The organism is Bdellovibrio bacteriovorus HD100 (assembly GCF_000196175.1).
GTDB classification, from domain to species: Bacteria; Bdellovibrionota; Bdellovibrionia; order Bdellovibrionales; family Bdellovibrionaceae; genus Bdellovibrio; species Bdellovibrio bacteriovorus.
This window is the reverse complement of record NC_005363.1, coordinates 3,426,105-3,447,399: the sequence shown is the minus strand read 5'-3', so window position 1 is coordinate 3,447,399 and position 21,295 is coordinate 3,426,105. Positions and strand designations below refer to the sequence as shown.

At 50.8% G+C, this 21,295-nt stretch carries 21 protein-coding genes; 13 read left to right on the top strand and 8 right to left on the bottom strand.

Annotated elements, in window-relative coordinates:
* The first annotated feature begins 51 nt into the window (after positions 1-51).
* The 5 genes from hppD to BD_RS16205 all read left to right on the top strand — a co-directional run bounded on the left by hppD (position 52) and on the right by BD_RS16205 (position 3,464).
* Positions 52-1,110 carry a 4-hydroxyphenylpyruvate dioxygenase gene (gene hppD, locus BD_RS16225; RefSeq protein WP_011165872.1) on the top strand — a complete coding sequence of 353 codons (1,059 nt, stop codon included), beginning with the start codon at positions 52-54 and terminating at the stop codon, positions 1,108-1,110.
* 8 nt (positions 1,111-1,118) lie between these two features.
* Positions 1,119-2,303 (top strand): bifunctional diaminohydroxyphosphoribosylaminopyrimidine deaminase/5-amino-6-(5-phosphoribosylamino)uracil reductase RibD, encoded by a 1,185-nt coding sequence (gene ribD / locus BD_RS16220; RefSeq protein ID WP_011165871.1) that lies wholly within the window; start codon positions 1,119-1,121, stop codon positions 2,301-2,303.
* Between the two features lie 74 nt (positions 2,304-2,377).
* Positions 2,378-2,794 carry a PspC domain-containing protein gene (locus tag BD_RS18290; protein WP_038448630.1) on the top strand — a complete coding sequence of 139 codons (417 nt, stop codon included), beginning with the start codon at positions 2,378-2,380 and terminating at the stop codon, positions 2,792-2,794.
* 5 nt (positions 2,795-2,799) lie between these two features.
* Positions 2,800-3,219 carry a hypothetical protein gene (locus BD_RS16210; protein ID WP_011165870.1) on the top strand — a complete coding sequence of 140 codons (420 nt, stop codon included), beginning with the start codon at positions 2,800-2,802 and terminating at the stop codon, positions 3,217-3,219.
* On the top strand, positions 3,219-3,464 hold the full coding sequence (locus BD_RS16205; RefSeq protein ID WP_011165869.1) for a hypothetical protein: 246 nt from the start codon (positions 3,219-3,221) through the stop codon (positions 3,462-3,464). Before BD_RS16210 ends, BD_RS16205 begins: the two co-directional genes overlap by 1 nt.
* Positions 3,465-3,473: 9 nt before the next feature.
* Here the strand turns inward: BD_RS16205 and BD_RS16200 are convergent, their stop codons facing one another.
* The 4 genes from BD_RS16200 to rfaD form a co-directional block, all read right to left on the bottom strand.
* Positions 3,474-4,790: an alkaline phosphatase D family protein gene (locus tag BD_RS16200; protein WP_231839212.1), complete on the bottom strand. Its 1,317-nt coding sequence runs from the start codon at positions 4,788-4,790 to the stop codon at positions 3,474-3,476.
* Between the two features lie 73 nt (positions 4,791-4,863).
* Complete coding sequence (locus BD_RS16195) at positions 4,864-5,649, bottom strand: RNA methyltransferase (protein WP_011165867.1); 786 nt, start codon at positions 5,647-5,649, stop codon at positions 4,864-4,866.
* A gap of 1 nt (position 5,650) precedes the next feature.
* Positions 5,651-7,393, bottom strand: coding sequence for an aromatic amino acid hydroxylase (locus BD_RS16190; RefSeq protein ID WP_011165866.1), 1,743 nt, complete (start codon positions 7,391-7,393; stop codon positions 5,651-5,653).
* A 14-nt stretch (positions 7,394-7,407) separates the two neighbouring features.
* Complete coding sequence (rfaD, locus tag BD_RS16185) at positions 7,408-8,376, bottom strand: ADP-glyceromanno-heptose 6-epimerase (protein ID WP_011165865.1); 969 nt, start codon at positions 8,374-8,376, stop codon at positions 7,408-7,410.
* Positions 8,377-8,588: 212 nt separating this feature from the next.
* Here rfaD and BD_RS16180 point away from each other — a divergent pair, with 212 nt between their 5' ends.
* The 3 genes from BD_RS16180 to BD_RS16170 all read left to right on the top strand — a co-directional run bounded on the left by BD_RS16180 (position 8,589) and on the right by BD_RS16170 (position 11,281).
* Positions 8,589-10,109 carry a S41 family peptidase gene (locus BD_RS16180; protein WP_050792933.1) on the top strand — a complete coding sequence of 507 codons (1,521 nt, stop codon included), beginning with the start codon at positions 8,589-8,591 and terminating at the stop codon, positions 10,107-10,109.
* Positions 10,106-10,750, top strand: a complete 645-nt coding sequence (locus BD_RS16175; RefSeq protein WP_011165862.1) for an alpha/beta hydrolase — start codon at positions 10,106-10,108, stop codon at positions 10,748-10,750. Before BD_RS16180 ends, BD_RS16175 begins: the two co-directional genes overlap by 4 nt.
* 120 nt (positions 10,751-10,870) lie before the next feature.
* On the top strand, positions 10,871-11,281 hold the full coding sequence (locus tag BD_RS16170) for a bacteriohemerythrin (RefSeq protein ID WP_011165861.1): 411 nt from the start codon (positions 10,871-10,873) through the stop codon (positions 11,279-11,281).
* 41 nt (positions 11,282-11,322) lie between these two features.
* Here BD_RS16170 and BD_RS16165 read toward each other — a convergent pair whose 3' ends face one another.
* Positions 11,323-13,179 (bottom strand): protein adenylyltransferase SelO family protein, encoded by a 1,857-nt coding sequence (locus tag BD_RS16165; protein ID WP_011165860.1) that lies wholly within the window; start codon positions 13,177-13,179, stop codon positions 11,323-11,325.
* Positions 13,180-13,303: 124 nt separating this feature from the next.
* Between BD_RS16165 and BD_RS16160 the strand changes: the two genes are divergently transcribed.
* On the top strand, positions 13,304-13,930 hold the full coding sequence (locus tag BD_RS16160; RefSeq protein ID WP_011165859.1) for a hypothetical protein: 627 nt from the start codon (positions 13,304-13,306) through the stop codon (positions 13,928-13,930).
* Positions 13,931-13,952: 22 nt separating this feature from the next.
* Here BD_RS16160 and BD_RS16155 read toward each other — a convergent pair whose 3' ends face one another.
* Positions 13,953-14,489 carry a putative glycolipid-binding domain-containing protein gene (locus BD_RS16155; RefSeq protein WP_011165858.1) on the bottom strand — a complete coding sequence of 179 codons (537 nt, stop codon included), beginning with the start codon at positions 14,487-14,489 and terminating at the stop codon, positions 13,953-13,955.
* Positions 14,490-14,624: 135 nt separating this feature from the next.
* Here BD_RS16155 and BD_RS16150 point away from each other — a divergent pair, with 135 nt between their 5' ends.
* On the top strand, positions 14,625-17,141 hold the full coding sequence (locus BD_RS16150) for an ATP-binding protein (RefSeq protein ID WP_011165857.1): 2,517 nt from the start codon (positions 14,625-14,627) through the stop codon (positions 17,139-17,141).
* A gap of 1 nt (position 17,142) precedes the next feature.
* Complete coding sequence (locus BD_RS16145; RefSeq protein WP_011165856.1) at positions 17,143-17,832, top strand: response regulator; 690 nt, start codon at positions 17,143-17,145, stop codon at positions 17,830-17,832.
* Here BD_RS16145 and BD_RS16140 read toward each other — a convergent pair.
* Both BD_RS16140 and BD_RS16135 read right to left on the bottom strand, forming a co-directional pair.
* Positions 17,829-18,992, bottom strand: coding sequence for a hypothetical protein (locus BD_RS16140; protein WP_011165855.1), 1,164 nt, complete (start codon positions 18,990-18,992; stop codon positions 17,829-17,831). The genes BD_RS16145 and BD_RS16140 overlap by 4 nt on opposite strands.
* A gap of 2 nt (positions 18,993-18,994) precedes the next feature.
* A complete protein-coding gene (locus BD_RS16135) occupies positions 18,995-19,522 on the bottom strand; it encodes a peroxiredoxin (protein ID WP_011165854.1) in 528 nt (175 codons plus the stop codon).
* Between the two features lie 60 nt (positions 19,523-19,582).
* On the opposite strand from BD_RS16135, the gene BD_RS16130 reads away from it, so the two are divergent.
* Positions 19,583-20,350: an exodeoxyribonuclease III gene (locus tag BD_RS16130; protein ID WP_038451710.1), complete on the top strand. Its 768-nt coding sequence runs from the start codon at positions 19,583-19,585 to the stop codon at positions 20,348-20,350.
* A 16-nt stretch (positions 20,351-20,366) separates the two neighbouring features.
* Positions 20,367-20,948 (top strand): FxsA family protein, encoded by a 582-nt coding sequence (locus BD_RS16125; protein ID WP_011165852.1) that lies wholly within the window; start codon positions 20,367-20,369, stop codon positions 20,946-20,948.
* Positions 20,949-21,295: the final 347 nt, after the last annotated feature.

The window sequence follows — 21,295 nt, the reverse complement described above, 5'->3', positions numbered from 1 at the left end:
CCCCATTTGGGGCTACTGTCAGCGCATCGTATATAAGTTTTAGGAGGAGCCATGGCTCAAGTTACCGAGAAAAATCCAGTGGGTCTTAACGGAGTTGATTTTATCGAATACTCCGGTCCTGACGCCCACTTTTTTGAACAAGTGTTCAAACGCTATGCCTTTAAAGAAGTTGGCCAGGTCCACGGCAAAAACATCAAACTTTTCCGCCAAGGCGACATCAACTTTATCCTGAACTGTGAACCTCATACCTTCGCAACTGACTTTGCAAAACTTCACGGCCCTTGCGTGAATGCGACCGGCTTCCGCGTGATCGATGCTGATCAGGCCTTTAAAACGGCTGTGGCTCGTGGTGCGCGCCCTTATGAAGGCAACGAACACCAAAAAGGTGCGACTCCATTCCCGGCGATCTATGGTATCGGCGACTCTTTGATCTATTTCATGGATCAGAAGAACCAGGACAAACTTTACAATGAAATCTTCCAGGTGAAACCGGAAGACAAAGCACCCGTGGGCGTGGGCTTCACCGTGGTGGATCACTTCACCAACAACGTGCCTAAAGGTGAAATGGACAAGTGGCAGCACTTCTATGAAGACATCTTCGGCTTCTATGAAGCGAAGTACTTCGACATCCGCGGCAGCAAGACAGGTCTTCTTTCTCGCGCTATGAGATCTCCCTGCGGAAAATTCTCGGTGCCGATCAATGAACCGACCGAGGAAAAATCCCAGATCCAGGAATATCTGGATGAATATAAAGGCTCCGGCATCCAGCACATTGCTTTGCTGACTCATGATATTAACTATTCTCTGGAATCTTTGAAAAACAGCGAGATTCAGTTCCTGACTCCGCCGCCGCACTCTTACTATGAGATGATTCCTGAGCGCGTTCCGGGCGTGACTGAAGACATCAGCCGTCTTGAAAAGAATGCGATCCTTGTGGATGGCGACAAAACAGGAAAATACCTGCTGCAGATCTTCACGAAAAACACTTTCGGTCCGATCTTCTATGAATTGATTCAGCGTAAAGGCCACGATGGTTTCGGCGACGGAAACTTCCAGGCTTTGTTTGATGCGATCGAACGCGATCAGCGCGAACGCGGCTATTTGACGTAGGTGATCTGATGGAACTGATTCGCTCTTTGTCTTTGCCTGCTATTGGAACCAAGCTCACGGCTGAAGAAGCCATGAGCCTTGCCATCAGCGAGGCCTATCAGGGAGCAGCGCGAGTCAGTCCCAACCCGCTGGTGGGTGCGGTGGTTCTGGATGCTCAGGGTGGATTTTTGTCTGCCGGTCATCACGAATTTTACGGCGGCCCCCATGCGGAAGTGAATGCGCTGAAAAATCTTTCGCCGGAACAGCTGAAAGGCGCCCATGCCTTTGTCACGCTTGAGCCTTGCGCGCACGAAGGGAAAACCCCGTCCTGCGCCAAGATGATGGCAAAACTTCCTCTGAAAAAAGTAACCTTCGGTCTGATCGATCCCAATCCATTGGTGGCCGGTCAGGGGGCTGAAATCCTGCGCCAGGCGAGGATTGAGGCCGAGGTGTTTTCTTCCGCGAATCCGGTTCTGGATGCAAAAATCAAAACCGAACTGGAAGAAGTCTGCGAAGCGTTCCTGTGGAACTTCCGCAAAAAGAAAGTCTTCGTGTCTTTGAAGATGGCTTCCAGCCTTGACGGGCAGGTGGCTCTTCGTTCGGGTGAAAGCCAGTGGATCACGGGGCCTGAGTCCCGTGAATACGTTCACTATATCCGTGCCTGCCATGATGGAATTCTGGTTGGTAAGGGCACCATTGATTTTGACAATCCGTCTTTGAACATCCGTCACCCGCAGATCACGAAAAAGAACAAAGTGATCGTGGTCGATGGTGAAGCCGAGCTGCTTCCGAATTTCACCAAGCTGAAGCTTTCAGAAGTGCACGCTTCCGAGGATGTGATTTGGTGTGTGGCGGAAGAATTGCGTGAAAAGGTTGAAAAACTGCGCGGCACTTTGGTGAAATCCCCGGATGTGGTTTACGTAAAAACCCGTGTCGGTGGCGATTTGGATCTGGAAGACCTGCTGGCGCAGCTTTACCAAAAGGGGCTTCGTTCCGTGATGGTTGAAGGGGGCGCGTTCACCGCCAGCTCCTTTGTGAGTTACCACCTTGTAAATCGACTTTATATGTTCCAGGCCCCTATCATCATGGGCTCTGGAGGCTCCCGCTCTTGGACGGAAAGTGTTCGTATTTCCGCTATGACGGACAAGATCCAACTGAAGAACCCTCGTTATCTGACCTTCGGTAACGATTTCATGATCACGGGGACCTTATAGGTACAGCTTACTTTTCGAAGGCAGGGGTGCTAAAACTCTCCCTTTTGTTGAAGCTGTATTGATGGAGGCCGTAAGTGACCGAGCAAAACACACAGAAACTGGACTATCGTTGGGTTCGATCCGATAAAGGCGCCTTAGCTGGCGTATGTAAGGGTTTGGGCGACGCTTTGGGTATCGAAACTTGGATACTGCGCGTCATTTGGCTGGTTGCGGTTCTCTGGTTTGGCAGTGGGATCCTGTTTTATTTGATCCTGGCAGTTTGCTTGCCCCGTGTCGACAGACTGGACCAAGCTCTAGATAGAAAGCTTCTTGGCGTGTGTGCTAGAATAGCTAAACGGTACCACATCGAAGTGGGAGTAGTAAGAACAGGATTTGTTCTGTTCATGCTGGTCACTTTCGGTGCTGCGATCCTGGGTTACGGCCTTTGTTACTTTCTTATTCCCAAGGCTGACGAACCCGCAAGTCGCTCAAAGAGCGCAGGAGTATTTTAATATATATGGGTGATGACAGTAGTAGGTCGATCGTAAAATCCCTGAAAAACGAATGGTCTTTGTTTTTGGAAGCTTTCCAGGGCGAAGACGCTGATGAAACCAAACCGTCGCAAGACGCCTTTGCCACGGGCCAACTGGAAGTTCTGGATCTGGAACAGATCCGCGAGATGACCAAGGCTCTGGTCGAGGACCGCAAAAAGCTCAATCAAAAACTGGAATCCTTGTCCAAAGAGATCGACCTGAATTCGGCGAAGCTGGAAAGCCTGCGCCTGGTCGGTGGTGAAGAGGATGAAACCATGGTCCGTATCAATGAGCTGCATGACTTGGGTCAAAGCATGGCGCAAGCCCTGCAGAAACTGGACAAGCAGCTTCGCAGTATCCGTGAACAGGAAGACAAACTGAATGAGGAGCTTCTGACATCCTGATGGGATGGTGGTTGCTTCTTCCTTTTATCGCTTCGGCTGACTTTGCCTTCACGGGCAAAGTCGTGAGCCTGCAAAAGAATCCCCTGAAAAACAACTATCTGGTTCGCATGGAAAGTGTCGACAGTCCTTTGGAAGTCGACAAGGGCCCCGAGTATCTGTGTCTGCATAAGGCCATGAAGTCGCAGGATCCGGTGCTTTTCACTTTCGATGCGCGTCTGTTTAAAATCCGCACCTGCAAGCTGTAGTCTGATCTTCTATCTTTGCACAGTCCCGGCGTGACTGATCAACATTTTCCCCGTTCGTCCGAGGCAGTACAGGTCCGTTGAAATTCCATTTTTGATGGTCTCTGTTTTCATAATCATGAAGTTATGCTTCCAGGTGTGTGTCAGTCTTCGTGGGTTTCGCATGTACCAGGCGGTGGGATAATTAATACTGTGCATGGCGCTGGAGGTGAATTCAAAGGTTCGATACCCCAGCAGCTGAGGTTCAATTTTTAAAACTTCACTGAAGTGCACGTCCCCCGAAGCAAAGACCACCGGGGCATCCAACCGGCGAAGTTTTCCGGTCAGATCAGAAAGGTTGCGCATGTATTCTTTCTGAAAGGAATCGTTGCCGATATAGGAAGAAAAATACTGACTGCCGTTCATCAGCCATGCGGGCTTTTCGTTTTCACCTAAAGTCTGAAGCAGCCATTCCTGCTGATCTGATCCCCACATCATGCCGCCAGTTCTGGGTTCATCGCGAAAGAACCGGTCATCCATAAGAAAGAATCTTTGTCCAAATCCGGTTAGCACCGAACCGACCCCATGACCCTTGCGATAGCCAGCGACAGGTGTGGAGCCAAAGAAGCATTCAAAGATCCGTCGCGAGACATGCTTCATAGCATAGTGGCGATTTTCATTGTTTCGGCCATAGTCATGGTCATCCCAGGTGGCTAAGGTTGGAATCAGCCGCGGTTGTCGGAAGTGCGCCAAGGTCATGCGCGTTTCACAGTGGCGGCGCCACAGGTCTTTTTCCGTCCCGTCACTGCCCAGGTCGCAGTACACCGAGTCCCCCAGCACAAACACCAGTTCGGGAAGTTCGGCAAACATCCGGTCCCACATATTGCTGTTCTGACTGTGATAGATATCACAGGAACAGCTGATCATCGCAAAGCGCAGATTTGTTTTTCGATTTAAAGGTAAACTTTTAAAGATCCGTTCATCCAACACAGTGCCGCGGTCCTTGTCGATGACCTGCAGGCGGTACAATTGGTCGGCCTGCAGTTTTTCCGCGATCAGCTTGTCGATGCCATATCCCGAATGCTTGCGGTGCTCTTCGTCCCATTTGCGCACGGGAAGGTCGCGCCCTTGCGCATCTTTCACTCGGTAGGCGTAAGGGTTTTTTCCTTCCGTCAAGATCGTGAACTGGGCCGAGATTTCATTGGTCATGTTCTGGCAGATGGGAACTTTGCCAGTGTAAAGATCGGACTGATATTCATTGCCCGCCAGCGCAAGCCCCGCGGGGAGGCTTGTGTATATCAGCATGGATTTCGTGGCGTTTTCCAGGAACTCGCGGCGTGACGTGCTCATCACATTATCATCGCGGCAAGAGTTCCTGCTTGGTAAGGTCTCTGTTCAAAAAACAGAGAAGTCAGACTTATTACTAACGATTGCGGTTCTGGAACTCTTTCCATTCACGCAGCTTGCGAATGCTTTGCTGCAAAACGGTCTCCAGAATCACCAGTTCTTTTTTGGTCGGGGTGTTCTGCAAAAGCATGCGGCGAAGAACGGTGAAGACGTTGATCTTTCTTTGGCGGGTCAGATCAAAGCCCATCTCCTCAAGCCAGGTTTTTAGCGTGGCCTCGGGGTCAATACCGTCGATGCCCTGAGGGGCCCGCCGCACTTTTCCGCCATCCAGTTTCGTGCGCTGTCCACCCCAGGTGCGGCGCAGACTGTACATGCCAAGCAACGTGGCTTGCGCCAGATTCAAACTCCAGTTGTCTCCGAATGTCGGGATGCAGGCGCAGAAGTTGGCGTGCTCAAGGTCTTCTCCGGCAAGTCCCCAGTCTTCGGGGCCGAAGACCAAGTGAACGACGTAAGGCACGTCACTTTCCACCTGGAACTGAGGGGCTTTGTCGGCAATGTCTTTAAGAACTTCATCGACATCACGCACTTGACGGCCTTTGCCATCGCGGGCAGTAAAGGCGACCTTGATGCTTTCCGGTTCTTGCTTCATGAATTCGTCCCAGGAAGCATAAGTCGTGCGGTTCTGCAGACCGGTCTGGCCGGTCGCTGCGGCTTGCTGCGCTTCATAGGTGATTTCGCACTTGGGATCAATCAGGATCAGCTTTTCAATCCCCATATTGGACATGGCACGGGATGTGGCGCCGATGTTTCTTTCATAGATAGTGCGAACCAGAACAATACGAATCTCAAAAGGACGTTTCATTTTACAGGGCTCCAGCCAATACCAGGCCGTCTTGAATCAGGCCGTGGGTTTTTTCATCCTTCTTGGACAGAGTCGTCAGATCGTCTTCGATCTGTTTTTTTAGTTTTGATTCAGGGTGACGGGACAAAACCAGCTCCAAAGATTCCATCAGCAACAACCAGTCGGTCGGCATCAGGGTCTTGTGAGCTGCCAGAACTTTTTCCAAAGCGTCAGTTAAGGCAGCACCCTGAAGTTTATCTTCGCGAATTTTGCGAACCTGACCGTACAGGTTTTGTCTTTGCAGTTCTTCGTTAGAATACTTCGGGGCCGGAACACGTTTGGCAACAAAGTCCGTGGTTTCACCATAAGCTTCGCGGTCCGCAGGCCCGCCGAACACCGACGGGACCGTGGATCCCACGGCCATGTCAAATGTGCCCCACTCAGGCGCAAACAGTACGCGCCCGTTGAGTTCCGCTTTGGCATCCGTCAAAGCCAGCACCAGCGTCTTTCCATCCTTTTCAAGAACGGATTGAACCTTGCCAGTCACAACCACGCCGGAAACAAATTCAAGACGCGTTTCTTTGCCCGGAACCACATTCAGTGCAGACCACTGGTCGGCTGTGAATGTGGAAGGGCACTGATTTGGATAAGCTTTCAGGAAGCCCACCGGAGTTCCGAATCCATGGGCATGATATTTCTGATCATGTCCCGGAAGTTCGTGATCCTGATAGGACAACTGCGATGGCCCTTGCAAACGCAAATAAGCCAGGGTGCCGTTGCTGTCGGTGATCGCTTCCACGATCTGACCGGAAATCTGCAGACCGGAATTCAGCTCGGCCGTGTTCACGGACTGGGCTTCGATGGCTTTGTTTAAGCCCTTCAGGCCACCGATACGGAAGGCCATCTGGTCCGCCATTTCATCCAGCACTCGCACCAAAGTTTTGAAATCCTTCGCCACGAACAATTGCGGCTGAGGTTCAGTAATGTCATAGGAAGTTTTAATGCAGTCCACAGTCAGAGGGATCTTTTTCACCTTCTGACTTAGGCACCACTTGGATTCACCAACACTGGAAAGCAAGCCCGCACCAAAGATCTTTGGATTGTCGAGCTCACCAATCAAACCGTATTCCGCCGTCCACCAATTCATGCGCGACAGCTCAGACGCTTCCGAGATATGGCTGATGCTTTTGCCGACCTTGTCCAGATGTTCTTCCGCCGTCTTCACCTGTTCAGGTGTGGAGGCTGGGTTTTCCTTGATATCAGAAAGATCACGGATGGCTTCGTAAAGATCCAGATCCTCTTTGCTGATGATGGCTTTCTTCGCGACCTGAGCATACTGGCGCAGGTAATCGGAAAATTCAGGATGAATCAGAATCGGCGCATGTCCCGCAGCTTCGTGAACAATGTCCGGGGCCGGGGTGTAAAGCAAATGATCCAGAGTGCGCATGTCCGAGGCAATCGGAAGAACTCCCAGGGATTGCAGCTCCATGAAGGCTGCTGGTGGAATAAAGCCACTGACAGGCAATGCGCGCCAGCCGAACTCCTGGATTTTTTTGCTGACGTCTTCAATGCGTGGAATGCGTTCGATGTCGATGCCGGTTTTATTCAAACCCTCAACGTAACATTCGTGGGCGTGTTTGGATAAAAAGGCTTTCAGTTGGCGCAAAACATAGCGCCACACAGCCTGATCAACCGGAGTGTATTTTTCGTAGTGTTGTTCTACGACGTATTTTCTTAAGTGTGGCGGTAAAAAGTCCGTCTCCATAGTGGTCTGCTCTCTTACAGGTCTTTGTCGTCTTTGGACAAATAGTTCTGAATATAATCAGCGACGGCTTTTTCCAAAGGCCATTTTGCCGGGCTCATGCCTGCGGCCAGCCACTTGTCGGTTTTAGCTTCGGTGAAGTACTGATACTGACCACGGATGTTTTCAGGCATTTCCAGCCAGTTGATTTTCATGTCTTTACCCATGGCTTTGAAAACACCACCGGCAAGATCCAGCCAGGTGCGCGGCTTGCCGAAGCCCATGTTATAAACGCCGTTCGTTGGTTTTTTCTCCATCAACTCGGCCATCCAGCCCGTAACATCCTTGACGTAAACGAAGTCACGCATGAATTCGCCGTCCTTGTAGTTCGGGTCTGCGGACTTGAACAACCCCAAAGCGCCGGTGTCCTTGATCTGATTGTAAGCTTTGAATGCCACGCTGGACATCGCGCCTTTGTGGTATTCATTCGGACCAAAGACGTTGAAGAACTTAAGGCCGTACCAGTGTGGAGGCGTTTTCGTCTGTTTCACCGCCCAGCGGTCAAACAGGACTTTGGATTCACCGTACAGATTCAGTGGGCGCAGTTTTTCAGGATCGGTGGTGTCGTCAAAGCCCAGTTCGCCAGCTCCGTAAGTTGCAGCGCTGGAAGCATAGATCATGGACTTGCCATGTTCTGCGCACCATTCAAAGATTCTTTGTGTGTAGTAAGTGTTGTTCTCCCACAGGAACTCTTTGTTGGTTTCTGTCGTGGAAGAGCAGGCGCCCATGTGGATGATCCAAGTGACTTGTTTCTTGGCTTCCTCGGTTTCAAGGAACGGCCACAGATCATCCTTCAAAAGGAACTTGGTGATTTTTTGTTTGCGAAGAAGATTGCGTTCGGAAAGACCTACCGAGTCCACCGCGATGATATCGGTAAGACCTTTTTGGTTCAGTTCCCACACCATCACACTGCCAATAAAACCGTTTGCGCCTGTTACAATAATCATAGTGATTTTAAGGTATTACAGGGGGTCGAAAAGCTCAAGGCCGGGGGCGTTGTTCAGGGCCTGTGCGAACAGGAAATTTCTTCCAAAACGGGGGTGAAAATCGGCACCTAGAGCCAATTAATTCGATCTGGGCGGGCACGCCCGTTGCTCTCTTGGAGCGGGTCGGGAGGGCCGAAGTGCTCAGTTCACCACGTTTTTTCATAATCTCTTTAATGGTTTTGGTCTTGGGGGCCAGCCTGTATCTTGTGCGTCTTTCGGGTAAAGACGTCAGCAAGGTGAAGTCCGGTGAAGACTATTGGGCTGAGACGGGCCTGGGTCCGGCAGCCCTGGAAGACCTGCTTCAGGATCAGACCTGTGGCAGTTCCGAACGCTATTTCCTGGCGTGTGCCAATGCCATTCTGACAGTTGCCAATCGCTACAACCTGAGCCTGAACCTGCAAGGGGAGCTGGTCCCAGTTCACGAAGCCCTGTCTGCCGACATGAGCTCAGAGAAAAAACAGCTGGAGCCGTGGAAAGAATATTTCACTTCACAAACTGCCAAAGCCACGCAGATCTCTTTCTTGAAGGCATGGGAACAACTGAAGTCTGAATACATCAAACCCAAACAAAGCTCCATGATGGTGGGCCTCGGGTTGAATGGTTTTATCTCGGTCTTCCGTGATCCGCACACATACTTCATGCCAGTAAATCAGTTCCAGGAAGTGATCTCCCGCGCCGACAGCCGTTCGGTGACTTTGGGAATTACCCTGGGGAGCCACAAAGGCCAGTACGTTGTGCGCAAGCTGACCGAAGGCAGTCCGGCGAAACTTTCCGGCATACAAAAAGGGGATGTGCTGATTTCCATCAACGACACTTCAGTCAAAGGCCTGATGCAGCCGCGCGTTTCTGAATTGTTAAAAGGTGAAGTCGGCGATGTGGTTCGCATCCGTGTTGAGCGTGATGGTGAAGCCATGAAGTTCCGCCTGCGCCGTCAGGAAATCACCGTGGCGACTGTTTCCACACGAGTGATTGAAGGCATCAAGCCGATCGCGGTGATTGGTATTAACAAGTTCGCCCGTGGTGCCTGTGAAAAGGTGAAAGAGTCGCTTGAGATCGTGAAGCGTTCCCACGTGCGCGGTCTGTTGCTGGATCTGCGTGACAATCCCGGCGGTCAGATGGAAGAAGCCGCTTGTATCGCCAGTCTGTTCGTGGGTCCTGAAAACAAGATCTTCGAAGTTCGTTACCTGGATCCAAGCAAAAAGGCTGAGGTCTTTTATGGCGGTGAAGAGAAGCACTTTGACATGCCGATGGCCGTCTTGGTGAATGCGGCTTCCGCCAGCGCTTCAGAAATCGTGGCGGGTGCTTTGCGTGACCTGAATCGCGCCGTGCTGGTGGGTGAAAGAACTTTCGGAAAAGGCTCTTTCCAAGAGGGTGAATACTGGTCCCAGAACAAAAAAATCGCCCTGTTTGAAACCAAAGGTTTCTATTACCTGCCATCGGGACGTTCCCCACAGATGAAGGGGCTGGAGCCGGATGTGGCAGTTAACTTTGAAGAGATCTCCGTCGTGCGAGAGGCGGAGCAGTTCATCAATCCTCTGCGTGCACCGGAACGTCAGGTGCGTGCGATGGCGCAATCCATGTCCAGCAGTGAATGTCTGGACTTGGAAGACGGTTCTCCTTCCGATGATTTACAACTGACAAAAGCTCGTCAGGTTCTTTTCTGTACAAAGGCTGTGGCGAGGGCGGGGCTATGATTACGACGACACTTTTTAAACACAAATTTATTCCAGCAAAAAGAAAATCCGAATTTCTGATGATCGTGCTGCACGGACGTGGGGACAGCATCAAGCCGTTCTTTTCCTTTGATGAAGAATTGAATCTGCCGGAAATGAATTATCTGTTGCTGAATGCGCCCCGCAAGTTTCTGGATGGCTATACTTGGTATGGCGAGCCTCCGTATCAGGCCAACGGCGTGATGAAGATCCGTGAAAAACTTTTTGATCTTTTGAACGATCTGGAAAACCAGGGCTGGGACAGCAAGAAAATATTCCTGTTTGGTTTTTCTCAAGGCTGTTTGATCAGTGCCGACGTGGGGCTGAACTATCCCAAGAAACTGGCCGGCGTGGTGGGGATCAGCGGCTACTTCAACTTCTATCCCCGTTGGAGAAACAATCTTTCGTTGGATGCGAAGAAAACCCCATGGCTTTTCACGCACGGTCACCAGGATGATATTCTGCCTCTGGAAGAGACCAAGTATGGTGTCGACAAACTGAAAGATGCTGGGCTTAAAGTGGAGTGGGTCGAGATGGACAAGGACCATTCCCTGAAGGATGAAGAGTATCCCATTATAAGACGCTGGGTCCGGGACCAGCTTTCGGATTTAAGAAAAAATTGAACAACATGACGGCCATCATGCAGAAGTAGGTCAACCCCACCGAGAAGTTGGAGGTAACAATCCTGCTTCTCCACCTTAAGGGCGAAGTTGGATGTAACTAACAACTTTTCGAGGTGAAAGATGGCTGAATCATTCTTTAAATGGGACAAGGAGCGACTGACCACACATGTGGACGCCATGGACCATGAACATCAAAAACTAATCCAAATCATGAACCGCCTGTATGAGCGTAACGAAGCCAAGGCTTCCAAGACCGAACTTACGTCCATCGTGCGTGAACTGGCCAGCTGGACCGTGACTCACTTTGAACACGAAGAGAAGTTCTTCGACACCCTGGCGTACTCACAGGCCGCCGTTCACAAGAAGATCCACCGGGATCTGATCGAACGCTTGAAGGGACACCAGGCGGAGTTTGAAAAAACCGGAGTCCTGGGGCCTGCGTTCTTCCAGTTCCTTAAAACCTGGCTGACGGCGCACATCATGGGGATCGATACCAAGTACGGTGAAATCGCCGCGAAAAAGTCCGCTTAATCGACAAACAAAAAAGGCACCCGGGTGGGTGCCTTTTTGTTTTAGATGGATTCCTTGTGCTCTTCCACCAGACTGAGCAGCCGGGCGTAAAGATCCATTTTGACCGCCGGGGTTTGTTGCAACTCCCGATAGAAGCGGCCGGTTGGAATTTCCGGCATTCCGTTCTGGTCAAAGACCAGCTTGTCGATGATCTTCTGGATCTGCTCCATGCTCAGGCCCTTTTTCTTTTCGGTGATGATTTCTTCAACCATCTCGATCAGAGCGTTGCCGGTGATACGTTTTTCGGAGTTCAGCTTTTCAGCGCGTTCTGAAATGCCTTTGAGAATATGCTCGGGCTTGTTTTTACCAGCCGCCGTCTGCACCAGTTCGCGGTACAGGGACTGGAAGTTTTCAATATGACGGCGCTGTTTTTCACCCATGCGGGCGTCGCGGGCCTTGGCAAAACCCGACAGCACTGTCTTAAAGAAGTTGTTTTCAGTCATCCAGCGTTTTTCAAAAGGCAGCGGACTGTCCTGAAGGAACTTTGGATAGTCCCTCATGATCGTGCGCATGTTGTAAAGGGCCGGGTGATTTACACCGTCAGCGACTTTTTCCGTGTTTCCGCTGACTTTGGCCCTTTCAAAGAAAGAGTACTCTTTGTCAAAGCGGGCAAACAAACCTTCTTTGGCCAGAATATGGCTGCGTTGGGTTTCGTTAAAGCCCATGCGATACAGAAGTCTTTCGGCGCGTTTGTTGTCAAAGACCTTGTTGAAGTTTTGCACCGCCGGGTGGTGGGCAAATTCACGCAAAGGTTTTTTCTTTTTGGTTTTAAGGTAATCCACCATTTGGGCAAAGACCTGCACAATCAGACGGGCTTTTTGTTTTTGCTCGTTCAGATTGGTCGAGAATCTTTCCACGTCATCATAGCGGTATTTGTCATGGCGAATACCAAACTGACGAACACTGCCATAATCGATGATGCCGGCGTCGGCCAGAACGTTGTCGCCGTCCCAGTCAAGCCACGCAAAAATATAGTCCGTATCCAGAAGGGCGGTGAATTCGCCGAAGGCTTTGGACACTTCATGCAGCATTTCATCGTACTTAGTGTTTCCTTTGGATTTGATGTCCCAGGCTTTGTTCATCACCTGGCGGTCGATCAGATAGTCTGTGGCAGATTTCAGGTTATCCAGACGCTCTTGTTTCAGATACAAGAATAAGTGGGCCGGGCGGATCAGATTTTGTGCCGCACGCACACCAATGCCGTAACCTTTACCCAGATCAATCACACACAACATGCGCTCTGTGCGCACCCCTTGAAGGTGCATCACTTCCGCCAGAATGGAAGCTCCCAGCAGTTCGTCGATCTCAGCCAGGCCGCAGCCATAACCAAATTCAGTGCCGCCGGTTTTGAGGGGCTTCTGCGCTGCTACCGCTCCTGGAGCCAAACACGTCACCCCCGTGCCGCGACTGGAAACGTCCCAGGTTGTGCCACGATGGTAAACAGTTCCATTCCAGATGCCACGCCCGTCGCCCGAGGTTTTACCCTGTTTGTTAGAGTGCTGCAGTTGCAGATAGCGAGTGGCCATGTATTCATGAGGCCTAATGGTTTCAGGGTCGATGCGACGATGTGTGAGTTCGTCGTATTCGTTGATGATTTGCAGAGAGAAAGTCTCGATCAGTTTTTCCTGAAGGTCATCCGTCATTTGATGAGGATGATCCGCAGGGATCAGTCCCATTTCTTTTGCGAGAATGAAGTTGAAGTAGGCGACTTTGCCAGTTTGCAGTTCACGCACTTTATAAGATACGAAACCGTCTTTTACTGCTTCCATCCAAGGATGCACGCCGTTGAGCTGATCAAAGGACGAATAAAAGTTCGTCACTTGTTGTAACTTTCTCGCGCCGCTATGTTTCATCGTCATGAGATTCCACACTCCTTGTAGAAAAATGAGACACTCTTCATATCGGCAAGCTAGGCCTGCACTTTAATATTAAGCCCTAAAAAAGTTCTTCCGAATACTAGACTGGACATAATAAGGGGACTTCATGAAGACATCTGGCTTTTTACTTCTAGTGCTGATCTCAACAACCTCGTTTGCCCTGAAGCGCGACCCGCCCGGAAAGCTGCTGCGACCGCAGTTTTCAGCTTCTCAACCCTGCGAGAGTCGCCCTGACTTCCTGACTGAGATCCGTAGCGAGTTCGTGGGTTCCCTGAAACACCTGCCAGAGACGGTTTTGGTGGCCCGGGATGTGGAATATTATGTGGAAGGCAAGGCTGACGCGGAAAATCTGCGCATGCACGGGTATCAGTCCTTTTTGAAAGCTCCCGCAACGCCTGCCAAGGTCCTTTGTGGCAGCACCGCTCAGGACCTTAGCCAGAGGTTTTCATTGATGGCGCCCACTTTGATCGACACACACAAGGAAAACCGCGTGGGACAAAGTTTGTGGCAGTTCCAGTTGCTGACGGATTCCCAGCGCTTTTCATTCTGGAATCTGAAAACCGCAGGGCTTCGTGGCGGTGAAAGCCTGGAGGACTGGATCAAAAGCAGCGGGGCACATTATAAGATCTATCAGAAGACTCACACCGAGTACGAACTGATGCTGATCAAAACCGAAGGCAACGTGACCCAGTATCTGTCCGTTCGTTATGACTCGGTTCCGAATTTAAAATAAACACTGGGCTTTGGTGGGGCGATTACAGACGGCGACGGAAATAGCCGGGGTATTCCAGCACCAGACAGTCTTTATCGACCGTGAGGTCCGCGCTGAAGTGGACCTCTTTTGTTTTGGCGTCGATGGACTCAAAACGGTAAACGCTTTGTTCCGGGGTGTTTTTAAGCTCCGTGTAGCGCTGGCTGGCTTTTTTGGTTTTAAACTGCAAAGCATCGACCCAGGTCACTTCAATCTCATACACCTGCAAAAACTGCGAACGCATCCACTGAATCGGCAAAGTGTTGGTGAACGGCGACGGGAAAATATCGACGAACAGCGAATCGATCAGGTCAGACACGCCGACTTTTTGATTGGGATGGGTCAGGGATTGCACGTGAAAGTTCTGAACACTGTAGGAATCATCCATGGTGATGCTGTACTTGATACGCTGAAGTTTTCCGGAAGAATCGGGATAAACCAACAGAGAATCCGCGAAGATGTTTTCTCCGGCTTTCTTAAGCACCAGATGTTCGAATCCGACCCCTTTGAGGGACTCCCAAACGACGTCCTGCAATTGCATACCCACCACCTCGTACGGCTCACAGGATAACACAGGGAAGTTTTCTTGGTCGGGGAAAATGTTGGTGAAACTGCCAAAGGTTTCGACAGCTCTTATTTCCGCTTCATGCTGAGATCCAAAAGCCGATAAGTACATATGGGCTCAGCATCGTTCCTTAAAAATCTGCTGACTCGCTTTGGAGTCGAATTCGGTCTGATGGGATTAATCGGGCTGGGGTTCCTCACATTCCAGCGTCCGGAGCTTTTAAAGCTGAGCCAGTATTCCGAAAGACCTTCCAATGAAATGACCGAAGTGCTTCGCACAACAGAGCAGATTCTGGTGCGTGCCGAAGCGGCACAGGACCGATTCCTGGTGTCCCGTCAGCCCACCGATCTGCAATCGTATAACAGCGAAATCACCGCTTTGAACGGGCAGCTGGCAAGAATGTCGCAACTGGTGCGCAACAAACCCCGGGAGCACGCCATGGCGGTAAAGCTGGGGCATCTGATCCGGGCGCATATTGAAACGGCCAACACCCAGGTGATGACTCCACAGCGCCGTCCGGCGCAGACCGAAGAGTCCCTGGATAAAACTCGCTATCAGATTCGTCATCAACTCATCGAGATGCAGGCGGCTTCCGCGCCCGCGATCAAATTCAAACCCACCAAAGAAGGCCAGAACTTCCTGCTGGGTTTGTGTGCGGCGATTGTGTTGATCATTGCCAGCCGAGTTCTGCAAAGAAAAGAACAGCACGAAACCCGCAAAGCCGTGGAAGCCCTGCAAGGAAAATCTATTCTGCTGGATACGATCCTGAACAGCATGAGCGAGGCCCTGATCGTTGTGGATCAGAATGGCTGGTTCACCCACTACAATGCAGCCGCGCAAAGAATCATCGGCTCCAAGATCAAGGAAATTTCAACCGATTCCAGTGTAGAACAGTTGGGTTTCTTTAATCAGGCTGAGGGCCGTCCGTTCACACGCAAAGAGCTGCCGCTGTACCGTGCGCTCAGCGGGGACCGCGTGGATGATCTGGAAATCTTTGTTCAAAACTCCGAGCATCCCGAGGGCATTTATATCTCGCTTTCCAGCCGTCCATTGAATGACATTGATGGCGGCATATCCGGAGCCCTGATTGTGTTTAAGGATATCAGCCGTCGCAAGATGGTCGAACAGGAATGGATCCGCGCCCGGGAGGCGGCTTTGGAGGCGTCTCAGAAAAAGTCTGACTTCCTGGCGGCGATGAGCCACGAAATTCGCACGCCCATGAATGGTGTGATCGGAATGACGACGCTTTTGGCGGACACACATCTGAATCCGGAACAAACCGACTATGTCGGAAATATCAAACGTTCGGCCGAATCCCTGTTGATGCTGATCAATGATCTTTTGGATCATTCAAAAATCGAGGCAGGCAAGATCCGTCTGGATCCCCAGCCTTTGGATTTACAGTTCCTGGTGGAAGACGTGCTGGAAATGTTCAAGCCCACAGTGGCGGAAAAGAACATCGGCCTTGAGTGCCGGTTTGATGGCAAGAACCTGTGGCATTACCGCGCCGATGCCGGACGTCTGCGCCAGATTCTGGTGAATCTGATGGGGAACGCGGTGAAGTTCACCGAAAAAGGTTTCGTGCGTCTGGAAGTTTCCAGTCGCGGCGACAAAGACGGCAAAACGGCATTGTTGTTTGAAGTGAAGGACACCGGGCAGGGATTGCAAGAGCATGAAAAACGCTCGTTGTTCCAGAAATACTTCCAAGCGAAAGCCGGAATGAAATTTGGCGGCACCGGCCTGGGGCTTTCTATCTGCAAGCAGCTTGTGGATCTGATGGGTGGCGACATCGGTGTTGAAAGTGTGCCGGGTGTGGGATCGAATTTCTGGTTTATGGTGAATCTTGAAGAATGCGCGGGGGAAGTGCAGCCGCAAAGTTCAGAGGTTCGTTTTGCCAGGATTTTCTCAGGCCACGTGCTGGTCGCTGAAGATCAGATCGTCAATCAGCGGGTGGCCGAAAGTTATCTGACCAAGCTGGGTTTGAAAGTTGAAATCGCCGGCAATGGTCAGATCGCTTTGGAAAAGGCCCGCAGTAAATCTTATGACCTGATCTTTATGGACTGCCAGATGCCAGTCTTAAATGGCTATGAAGCGACAAAGCAGCTTCGTCTGTTGGAAAACACCCTGGGCCGCAAAACCCCCGTGGTGGCGCTCACGGCCGAGGGCACCAGTGGTGAACGAAAGAGCTGCTATGAAGCGGGCATGGACGACTTTTTGACGAAGCCTTTGGAGCTTCATAAACTGATTGAGACTTTGCATCGCTGGTTGAAACCGTCCGAGAAAAATCTGGATCTGAAAGCCTTGGAAAGTCTGAAGGATCTAGTTTCGCACGACCGCAGTTTGACGGAAGTGCTGATCGAGGATCTGGAGCAATCCGGCCCTGTGTTGTTGCATGAAATCCGCGAGGGCATCGAAAGCCGGAATTTGGAAAAAGTTTCTGAATCCGCGCACGCTCTGAAATCCAGCGCGGCGACTTTGGGGGCCAAACAGGTGTCCGAGCTTTGTCAGAAGCTGGAAGATCTGCAGGATTTCACCGAAGCAGAGTTTTTGCTGAAGCAAACTGAACGCAAGTTTTTTGAAAGTCTTTCGGAGTTAAAGACATACTCCTCCAGAGTGAGGGCGGCATAAGATGGCTAAAATACTGATCGTGGATGATCAAAAAAGTGTGTTGCTGACTTTAGAGGCCCTGCTGATCAAGGACAACCACCTGGTCACGGCCTGCACCAATTCCATTGATGCGTTGGATAAGCTGACCAATGAACATTTCGATCTGATGATCACCGACGCCATCATGCCCGGCGGGGCCACGGGCTATGCTTTAATCCGCACCGTTCGCAGCAATCCGCAACTGGCGCAGCTGCCGGTGATTTTACTGACAGGGAAGCGTGAAAAGGCTGACATCGAAAGAGGCATTGAGTCCGGTGCCAATGACTATGTGGTGAAACCGGTGGATCCGGAATTGCTTTCTGCCAAGATTCAAAACCTGCTGGCGAAAAGTGAAAAGGACACCGCTCACTTTGTCGAAGCACCGGTGCATGTAAAAGCCGAGTGGGAGACGAAGACCGACATCATGGCCGTGTCCGAGCTGGGTATGACGATCAAGTCCAATATCCCGATGCCTTTAGGAATGGTGACGCGAATTTCCAGCAGTCTTTATGACGATATTGGTATCAGCAAATTGCCCTTAAGGATTACAGCCTGTGAGGAAGCCAAAACCGCGACGGAAACTTTCTACCGCATTCAGGTTCATTTTGTGGGGTTGACGGAAAAAGAGCTGACGCCCCTTCGACTGTGGATTCGCTCTAAAAAGACATTCTAGAGCTTCACCGTCGCAAAGCCACCATAAGTGGTGCGAAGATTTGTGACCTGTCCCTGATACAATCTGGCCAGAACCAACTGCATACGGCCCTGATAGGCGTAACAGCGCAGATCGTACTTGAAGGCCTGTGGGCCCTCTGGTGTTTCAAAAGTCTGTTCTGGAGCCGGCATGTATTCCTGGGCAATCATATCCTGACCCACAATCTTATCATAGGTGCTGCGACTGATGGTTCCGCCCCGGTAGGACTGCTTGGAGCCAAAGGCGTTCTTTGGTTTAAAGAAGTACTTTTTGCGATTGGCCCATATTTCATCGGCGCGTTCCGTGCTGATGTCATAGGATTCCGGTACGGCGATGCGGATCAAATCAAGATCATCCCCAGTAAGCCCCTGGGCTTCCAGGAAACCGGGTGTGCCCCAGTCAATCAGGCGCTGCTTATCAGCCAGCATCAGATATTCAAACGGATTCGGCGACAGGCACACATCGCGGTTCAGGAACTTTTCACGCAAGGCCGAACTTGAAGGTTCGGTCAGGAAAAAGTCCGTGTGACGGTTGTAGATAAAGTCCGGATGGAAGTCTTTATACAGCTCGCGATAATCGACAATGCGGGAATCCCAGCCGAAGGATTTGAACAGCTCGTTGTAAGCCAGAAACTCGACATACAGTCTTTGTTGAGAGGGCGCATCGTCGGTGATCGCCACTTTGAAACCAGGGCCGGCCTTTTTGCCTTGAAGCTCCATTTCAGTTTCGATAGAGCGGCGGATTTCTTCCGGACTGAAATCAGGAACCGGAAGGGCATGGCCCTTCATGCGGTACATTTCATAACCCAGAATCAGAAAGGCGGCGTTGGTGTTCACTTCGATGAGCTTCAGGTTCTGATGCTCGTCCAGGTGAAAATCATAGCTCATCATAATGGATTTGTTGCCCGGGTCTTTCAGACCTTTTTCGGCAATCAAAGACTGATAGTGCTGCAGGTAAGACGGCTGCTGGCGCATCTTGTACAAAATAGAAATGATCTTTTGCGCCTTCTGAATCACGTCCGGGGACAGGGCCACGGTGAACGGTGAAATCAGGTTTTCAGAAACGATGTCCTCAAGGGGCTCTTTTTCAAGCCCCTTGTAGGAAGAACGAAGCTGCTGGATATAGTCAGCCTTCTGATTCATGGTTACTTGATTGGGGTGATGTGTTCATCGCCCGCTTTCCAGCCGGCCTGGCAAAGCTCGCCAGTCTGGCATCCCTGAAGCACACGCAGGATTTCTTTGGCGTCGCGACCCACAGATGTATTGTGGATGCCCATGTACTGGATTTTTTGATCCGGATCGATGATGAAAGTGCCGCGAGTTGCGATACCACGATCTTCAAACAGCACGCCGTAATCACGGGCAATACGTTTTGTCAGATCGGCCATCAGCGGGTAACCCAGATTGCCCAGATCATCGCGCAACCAGCGTTTGTGAGAATGAACAGAATCCACACTGCAGCCGATAACAGTGGCACCAGCATTCTGGAATTCTTTCAGATGTTCACGGAACTGCGTCAGTTCCGTCGGGCATACGAAAGTGAAATCCAGTGGATAGAAGAACAGAACCACCCATTTACCTTTGAAGTCGTTCAGTGAAATATCTTTAACTTCGCCACCGTCAAATACAGCCTGAGCTGCAAAGTGCGGAGCGGGTTGATTAATCATTGGCATAGAAGTGTCTCCTTGCTATTAATTGATGCCTTTGATGGTGTGGAAACTCAAGGAGAAACTGTGAAAATCATCTCTTGGAATGTGAATGGAATTAGGGCTTGTCACAAGAAAGGTCTTCTCGATTTTGTGAACAGGGAAAAGCCGGATATTTTCTGTATTCAGGAGACAAAAGCTCACATTGATCAGGTGGAAAATGAACTGAAGAAGCTCACCTGGAATCATTCTTACTGGTCTTCAGCAGTTAAAAAAGGCTATTCAGGAGTTGCGACATTTGTGAATGAAGAGCCAAAAAGTGTCGAATACGGCTGGGGCATCTCAGAATACGAATCTGAGGGGCGCATCATCATTTCCGATCATGGTCCTTTTGATCTGTACAACATCTATTTTCCGAACGGCGGCTCTGGCGATGTCCGTCACAACTTTAAGCAACAATTTCTGAAAGATCTGAATCATCATCTGAAAGAAAAGCTGGCGACAGGACGTCAGGTGGTTGTGGTCGGGGATTACAACGTGGCTCACGAGGCCATCGATGTCCATGATCCTGTCCGTCTGTCCAAAGTCAGCGGCTTCTTCCCTGAAGAGCGTGCCTGGTTTGATTCATTCGTGGACCTTGGTTTCATCGACACCTTCCGTTATTTCAAGCCGTCCGAAGCAAAGCGTTACTCCTGGTGGGATTATCGCCAAATGGCGCGCATTTCAAACCGCGGCTGGAGAATTGACTACATTTGTGTCTCAAAAGGCCTTGAGAAATACCTGGCTTCAGCAGATATTCTCGACCAAGTCGAAGGCTCGGACCACTGTCCGGTCGTAGCTACTTTGGATATCTAGAAAAAGGGGTCCACAAATGATCATGATTCCATTTCCATTCATCGTTGCCGAGCTGGTGATCTTTTTCCTGGCCGTGCAAGAGTGGGGTTTCCTGAACACGCTGGGCCTGTACTTGCTGCCCTGCCTGCTGGGCTTCCTGATCATGACCACCGTGGGCCGCGTGGCTTTGATGAGTCTGCAAACCTCCATGATGCGCGGGCAACAGCCAGGAAATAAAATCCTTCACTCCGGTGCCTTGTTCCTGTCAGGTTTGCTGTTCCTGATTCCAAGTTTCTTCGCCCGAGTCATCGCAGTGATTCTGTTCCTTCCAGGCCTTCGCCATTTGGCCGTCTGGAGATTCAAAACCTACATGGCCAAAAAAATGACCCAAGGCTCTGCCAGAGTCTTCAATTTCGGCGGCGGACCTTTCGGCTTCGGTGCCGGAATGGGCGGCATGGGTAACGGCCAAGCCAACAACGGCTTCCGCTACTACGAATTCAGAAATCAAGGCGGCGGCTTCGAAGAAGTAAGAGAAGAACGCGAAATCCAAGCCGAAGTGCTTGATGTCACTCCTCTTGAAATCACTCACGAAGACAAAGAGGACAAGAAAGACTCTTAGTTTTGCGCCGGGGTTTGACAGGAGGCTTTAGGCCCTTGCCGCTTCGGACAGTCCTCGCTCTTGTTGGTGTCTTTGTGGCTACCGCATGGATTTAGGGTTCGCTTGCGGAACTTGCGTCAAGGGCCTAAAGCCCCCTGCCAAACCCCTCCGAACCTCGAATCTATCTTGCCCTCTTTGCCCCGCTAGTTAATTCAAGAGCAAAGACATCTGCGTATAGCGGCACGAAGAAGCACTTAATCCCAAACGAACGAAGCAGTCTCATCGCGCTCGCGCGTCATTTCTGAACCAATCGAAATTGAAATATTATTTGCACAAAATCACGTTCGAGGATGCGGCTTGGGAATAGC

Excerpts from the sequence above, each read along its gene's own strand:
- BD_RS16160 (WP_011165859.1), top strand. The coding sequence starts at position 13,304 with ATGAAGACATCTGGCTTTTTACTTCTAGTGCTGATCTCAACAACCTCG.
- BD_RS16140 (WP_011165855.1), bottom strand. The coding sequence starts at position 18,992 with ATGAATCAGAAGGCTGACTATATCCAGCAGCTTCGTTCTTCCTACAAG.
- BD_RS16205 (WP_011165869.1), top strand. The coding sequence starts at position 3,219 with ATGGGATGGTGGTTGCTTCTTCCTTTTATCGCTTCGGCTGACTTTGCC.
- ribD (WP_011165871.1), top strand. The coding sequence starts at position 1,119 with ATGGAACTGATTCGCTCTTTGTCTTTGCCTGCTATTGGAACCAAGCTC.
- BD_RS16210 (WP_011165870.1), top strand. The coding sequence starts at position 2,800 with ATGGGTGATGACAGTAGTAGGTCGATCGTAAAATCCCTGAAAAACGAA.
- BD_RS16195 (WP_011165867.1), bottom strand. The coding sequence starts at position 5,649 with ATGAAACGTCCTTTTGAGATTCGTATTGTTCTGGTTCGCACTATCTAT.
- BD_RS16165 (WP_011165860.1), bottom strand. The coding sequence starts at position 13,179 with ATGACGATGAAACATAGCGGCGCGAGAAAGTTACAACAAGTGACGAAC.
- rfaD (WP_011165865.1), bottom strand. The coding sequence starts at position 8,376 with ATGATTATTGTAACAGGCGCAAACGGTTTTATTGGCAGTGTGATGGTG.
- BD_RS16125 (WP_011165852.1), top strand. The coding sequence starts at position 20,367 with ATGATCATGATTCCATTTCCATTCATCGTTGCCGAGCTGGTGATCTTT.
- hppD (WP_011165872.1), top strand. The coding sequence starts at position 52 with ATGGCTCAAGTTACCGAGAAAAATCCAGTGGGTCTTAACGGAGTTGAT.
- BD_RS16170 (WP_011165861.1), top strand. The coding sequence starts at position 10,871 with ATGGCTGAATCATTCTTTAAATGGGACAAGGAGCGACTGACCACACAT.
- BD_RS16180 (WP_050792933.1), top strand. The coding sequence starts at position 8,589 with ATGGTTTTGGTCTTGGGGGCCAGCCTGTATCTTGTGCGTCTTTCGGGT.
- BD_RS16175 (WP_011165862.1), top strand. The coding sequence starts at position 10,106 with ATGATTACGACGACACTTTTTAAACACAAATTTATTCCAGCAAAAAGA.
- BD_RS16135 (WP_011165854.1), bottom strand. The coding sequence starts at position 19,522 with ATGCCAATGATTAATCAACCCGCTCCGCACTTTGCAGCTCAGGCTGTA.
- BD_RS16150 (WP_011165857.1), top strand. The coding sequence starts at position 14,625 with ATGGGCTCAGCATCGTTCCTTAAAAATCTGCTGACTCGCTTTGGAGTC.
- BD_RS16190 (WP_011165866.1), bottom strand. The coding sequence starts at position 7,393 with ATGGAGACGGACTTTTTACCGCCACACTTAAGAAAATACGTCGTAGAA.
- BD_RS16200 (WP_231839212.1), bottom strand. The coding sequence starts at position 4,790 with ATGAGCACGTCACGCCGCGAGTTCCTGGAAAACGCCACGAAATCCATG.
- BD_RS16155 (WP_011165858.1), bottom strand. The coding sequence starts at position 14,489 with ATGCAATTGCAGGACGTCGTTTGGGAGTCCCTCAAAGGGGTCGGATTC.
- BD_RS16145 (WP_011165856.1), top strand. The coding sequence starts at position 17,143 with ATGGCTAAAATACTGATCGTGGATGATCAAAAAAGTGTGTTGCTGACT.